The sequence below is a fragment of the Rhodococcus sp. ENV425 genome (assembly GCF_002887785.1).
GTDB classification, from domain to species: domain Bacteria; phylum Actinomycetota; class Actinomycetes; order Mycobacteriales; family Mycobacteriaceae; genus Rhodococcus; species Rhodococcus aetherivorans.
Genome location: NZ_PCZU01000301.1, coordinates 4,729 through 9,957, shown reverse-complemented (window position 1 = coordinate 9,957; position 5,229 = coordinate 4,729). Strand labels below are relative to the sequence as shown.

General features: G+C 68.9%; 4 protein-coding genes. All 4 read left to right on the top strand.

Annotated features, from left to right (window positions below; genetic code table 11):
- The first annotated feature begins 42 nt into the window (after positions 1-42).
- The 4 genes from CQZ88_RS28625 to ileS all read left to right on the top strand — a co-directional run bounded on the left by CQZ88_RS28625 (position 43) and on the right by ileS (position 5,057).
- A complete protein-coding gene (locus CQZ88_RS28625; RefSeq protein WP_102800633.1) occupies positions 43-333 on the top strand; it encodes a YggT family protein in 291 nt (96 codons plus the stop codon).
- A gap of 148 nt (positions 334-481) precedes the next feature.
- Positions 482-1,342 carry a DivIVA domain-containing protein gene (locus CQZ88_RS28620; RefSeq protein WP_006933417.1) on the top strand — a complete coding sequence of 287 codons (861 nt, stop codon included), beginning with the start codon at positions 482-484 and terminating at the stop codon, positions 1,340-1,342.
- 43 nt (positions 1,343-1,385) lie between these two features.
- Positions 1,386-1,607 carry a hypothetical protein gene (locus tag CQZ88_RS28615; protein WP_006933419.1) on the top strand — a complete coding sequence of 74 codons (222 nt, stop codon included), beginning with the start codon at positions 1,386-1,388 and terminating at the stop codon, positions 1,605-1,607.
- Positions 1,608-1,895: 288 nt separating this feature from the next.
- Positions 1,896-5,057, top strand: a complete 3,162-nt coding sequence (ileS, locus tag CQZ88_RS28610) for an isoleucine--tRNA ligase (RefSeq protein WP_102800632.1) — start codon at positions 1,896-1,898, stop codon at positions 5,055-5,057.
- The last annotated feature ends 172 nt before the right edge of the window (positions 5,058-5,229 follow it).

The window sequence follows — 5,229 nt, the reverse complement described above, 5'->3', positions numbered from 1 at the left end:
TTCGGTTTGGCTCGATCCGCCGTCGTCGGGCAGAGTGGGCGGGTGGCCGTATTCAAGGTGCTCTGGTTCCTGCTGTTCATTTTCTGGCTGCTGCTGATCGGCCGGATCATTGTCGAGTTCATCCGGACGTTCGCGCGGGACTGGAAGCCGACGGGATTCGTCGTCGTCGTTCTCGAAGCAATCTTCACGGTCACCGATCCGCCGGTGAAACTGTTGCGCCGGCTCATTCCTCCGCTGAATCTCGGGGGAGTGCGACTGGATCTGTCCATCATGGTGCTGCTGTTCATCGTCTACTTCCTGATGGCGTTCATTCCCCGAGGTGGGACGCTCTGAGGGCCGACACCTGCTCGGACGATCCGCGCGAAAGCCGCCCTGTGCCAGAATGGGGTGCCAGTTACAGTGAGTTTGATACGCGTGACGCACTGTGGATATAACTGAATGCTTGCTTGACCGCTCACACGACGCGTGAAGGGATCCTTCCATGCCGCTGACCCCAGCTGATGTGCACAATGTCGCGTTCAGCAAGCCGCCGATCGGAAAGCGTGGCTACAACGAGGACGAGGTCGACGCGTTCCTGGATCTCGTCGAGCAGGAACTGACCCACCTGATCGAGGAGAACGCCGACCTGCGGCAGCGGGTGGCCGAGCTCGACCAGGAGCTCGCCGAGGCCAAGAAGGGTGCCCGACCCGGCGCGGCGGCACCGGCCCAGCCGGCCAAACCGGAGCCCGCTCGCGTCGTCGAGGCGCCGAAGCCGCCGGAACCCGCTCCGGCGCCGGCGCCGGCGCCCGCACCGGCGCCCGCACCGGTTGCGGCCGCACCGGCCTCCGGAGACGCGAGCATGCAGGCCGCCAAGGTCCTGGGCCTGGCCCAGGAGATGGCGGACCGCCTCACCGGCGACGCCAAGGCCGAGGCCGAGGAGCTGCTGCGCAACGCCCGCACCAATTCCGAGCAGCTCATCTCCGATGCGCGCACCCGCAGCGAGGCGATGATCGCCGACGCGCGGCAGAAGTCCGAGGCGATGCTCGCCGACGCCCGCACCCGCTCCGAGACGCAGCTGCGCCAGGCCAAGGAGAAGGCCGACGCGCTGCAGGCGGACGCCGAGAAGAAGCACACCGAGATCATGGCGACGATCAACCAGCAGCGCTCGGTGCTCGAGGGCCGCATCGAGCAGCTCAAGACCTTCGAGCGCGAGTACCGGGTGCGCCTGAAGTCCTACCTCGAATCTCAGCTCGAGGAGCTCGAACAGCGCGGTTCCGCCGTGCCGGTCGACGGTGGCCAGGAGGCGTTCAACCAGTCGAACTCCTCGTTCGGTTCCACGTCCTTCGCCAAGGGCAACAGCTGATCGAGGCGGCGGTCCGATGGCCGGGTTCCGATGAGGGTGCGCCGTGCTGGTGGTGACTCTCGCCCTTGCAGCCGTCGGCTTCGGCATGCTCGTCGTGGCCCTCATGACGGGGTCCGTGCTGTGGGCCTGGGGTTGCATCGTCGTGTGTGTGGTGGGCGCGGTCCTGTTGCTGATCAGCGCATTGAGTGGCAAGCGGACCGCGCCCCCGACGACGACGGGATCCGAGCCGAGACGGCGCCGCGAGGGACGCGATCCGAGCGAGTGAGCGCGGCAGCATAGAATAGTCCGAGAACAGTTTGCAGTGCTTTCCCCGGCAGCCGCCGGGGACGGCGTCGATCCGGCCATCACCGGGGAGCCTTCGGAAGAACGGCCGTGCCGACCGGCACGACTCAGTAGAACCGAACGGGTGGGCCCGTCACAGCCCGAACGAGAGGCCCGTCCGGCCGGCAGAGCCCGGAGGGACGGTGCAAGCGGGGTGGTACCGCGGTTGCCGGCGCACAGGGCGCGGCGATCGTCCCCGTGCCGGACACGTCTAGGCACGAGGAGTCACGCTGTGACGAAGAGCACCCCCGACCGCCCGCAGGCCCCCGACGCACCGACCGGCGGATACCCGCGCGTCGACTACGGGGTCGCCAAGGACTCGGGCATCGACTTCCCCGAGCTCGAGGTGAAGGTCCTCGACGGGTGGGCGAAGGACGACACCTTCCGCGCCTCGGTCGCGAATCGCGACGGCGCCGACGAGTTCGTCTTCTACGACGGCCCGCCCTTCGCGAACGGCCTGCCCCACTACGGGCACCTGCTCACCGGCTACGTCAAGGACCTCATCCCGCGCTTCCAGACGATGCGCGGCAAGAAGGTCGAACGGCGCTTCGGCTGGGACTGTCACGGCCTGCCCGCCGAGCTCGAGGCGGAGAAGCAGCTCGGGATCAAGGACAAGTCCGAGATCGACACGATGGGGCTGGCCGAGTTCAACGCCTACTGCAAGACGTCGGTGCTGCGGTACACCGGGGAGTGGCGCGACTACGTCACCCGGCAGGCCCGCTGGGTGGACTTCGACAACGACTACAAGACCCTGGACCTCGACTTCATGGAGTCGGTCATGTGGGCCTTCAAGCAGCTCTACGACAAGGGCCTGATCTACCAGGGCTTCCGGGTCCTGCCGTACTCGTGGTACGAGCAGACCCCGCTGTCGAACCAGGAGACCCGGCTCGACGACGCCTACAAGATGCGTCAGGACCCGGCCGTCACCGTCGACATGGTGGTGCGCGCACCGGGCAGCGAACTCGACGGCGCCAACGCCCTGATCTGGACCACCACGCCGTGGACGCTGCCGTCCAACCTCGCGATCGCGGTGCACCCCGACATCACCTACGTCGCCGTCCGCGTGGGCGAGGGTGACGACGCGAGGACGTATGTGCTCGCGGAGGACCGACTCGGTCACTACGCCCGCGAGTTCGGCGACGAACCCGAGGTGCTGGGCCGGTACACCGGCGCGGACCTCGTCGGCCTGGCCTACGAGCCGCCGTTCGACTTCTTCGTGGGCCGGGAGAACGCCCACCGGATCATCGCGGCCGACTACGTCACCACCGACTCCGGCACCGGAATCGTCCACCTGGCACCGGCCTTCGGTGAAGAGGACATGGAGTACTGCCAGCGCAACGGCATCGAGCTGGTGCAGCCGCTCGATCCGGGCGGAAAGTTCACCGCCCTCGTTCCGCCCTACGAGGGTCTGCAGGTCTTCGACGCCAACCCGGTGATCATCAAGGACCTCAAGGCCGCCGGAAAACTGTTGCGGCACGAGACGATCGAGCACTCCTACCCGCACTCGTGGCGGTCCGGCCGGCCGCTGATCTACATGGCGGTCCCGTCGTGGTTCGTCGCCGTGACCCGGTTCCGGGACCGCATGGTGGAGCTGAACCAGCAGATCACCTGGGTGCCCGAGCACATCCGCGACGGCCAGTTCGGCAAGTGGCTCGAGGGTGCCCGCGACTGGAACATCAGCCGGAACCGCTACTGGGGCAGCCCCATCCCCGTGTGGGTCTCGGACGATCCGGCCTACCCGCGCGTCGACGTGTACGGCTCCCTCGACGAGCTCGAACGCGACTTCGGGGTGCGGCCGAGCGACCTGCACCGGCCGATGATCGACGAGCTGACCCGCCCCAACCCGGACGACCCGACCGGGAAGTCGACGATGCGCCGCGTCCCCGAGGTGCTCGACTGCTGGTTCGAGTCGGGGTCGATGCCGTTCGCCCAGGTGCACTATCCGTTCGAGAACACCGAATGGTTCGACTCGCACTATCCCGGCGACTTCATCGTCGAGTACAACGGTCAGACCCGCGGCTGGTTCTACACCCTGCACGTGCTCGCCACCGCGCTGTTCGACCGCCCCGCGTTCAAGACCGTCGCGGCCCACGGCATCGTGCTGGGCGACGACGGGCTGAAGATGAGCAAGTCCAAGGGCAACTACCCCGACGTCAACGAGGTGTTCGCCCGCGACGGCTCCGACGCCATGCGCTGGTTCCTGATGTCCTCGCCCATCCTGCGCGGCGGCAACCTCGTCGTCACCGAGCAGGGCATCCGCGAGGGCGTCCGGCAGGCGCTGCTGCCGCTGTGGAACGCGTGGAGCTTCCTGCAGCTGTACGCGTCCAAGCCCGGCACGTGGCGCACCGACTCGCCGCACGTGCTCGACCGGTACATCCTGGCCAAGCTCGCCGCCACCCGCAACGCCATCACCGACGCGCTCGAGGTGGTCGACATCGCCGGAGCATGCGACGAGCTGCGTACCTTCAGCGACGCCCTCACCAACTGGTACGTGCGCCGCTCCCGCAGCCGGTTCTGGGACGAGGACGCCGACGCGATCGACACCCTGCACACGGTGCTCGAGGTCGTCAGCCGCCTCGCCGCCCCCATGCTGCCGCTGGTCACCGAGGTGATCTGGCGCGGCCTGACCGGCGGCCGCTCCGTGCATCTGGCGGACTGGCCGGCCGCCGGGGACCTGCCGGCCGACCCGGCCCTGGTCGAGTCGATGGACGAGGTCCGCTCGGTGTGCTCGACGGTGCTGTCGCTGCGCAAGGCCCAGAAGCTGCGCGTGCGGCTGCCGCTCCCGCAGGTCACCGTCGCCGCCCCCGAGGCGCACCGGCTGCAGCCGTTCGCCGAGCTCGTCCAGGACGAGGTCAACGTCAAGTCGGTCGAGCTGACCGAGGACGTCGATGCGCACGGCCGCTTCGAGCTGGTCGTCAACGCCCGGGCCGCGGGACCGCGCCTCGGCAAGGACGTGCAGACGGTGATCAGGGCCGTCAAGGCCGGGGACTGGTCCGAGGCGGCCGACGGCACCGTCACGGCCGCCGGTATCGCGCTGCTGCCGGAGGAGTACACCACCCGCCTGGTCGCGGCGGAGCCGGAGTCGACGGCCGCGCTGCCCGGCGGCGCCGGCCTGGTGGTGCTGGACTCCACGGTCACCGAGGAGCTCGAGGCCGAGGGCTGGGCGAAGGACCGGATCCGCGAGCTGCAGGACGCGCGCCGCAACCTGGGCCTGGACGTCTCGGACCGCATCTCCGTCGTGTTCGAGGTGCCGGCCGACCGCGCCGACTGGGCACTGCGGCACCGCGAGCTCATCGCCTCGGAGGTGCTCGCCACCAGCTTCGAACTCGCGCCCGCCGGGGACGGGGCGCTCGACCTCGGTGAAGGGGTGCGCGCGGCCATCGTCAAGGCATGAGCGTCCCGGTGACCGGGGTGCGCGGCGCGGCCACGACGGCGGTGACGCCGATGCGGGCGTGATGTCGGTGCGAGGGGCGAGGATGCCCGGGTGCCCCCCGTGGTGAATCCGAGCGGTCGGCGCTGGGTGCTGCACCTGGACCTGGACGCCTTCTTCGCCTCCGCCGAACAAC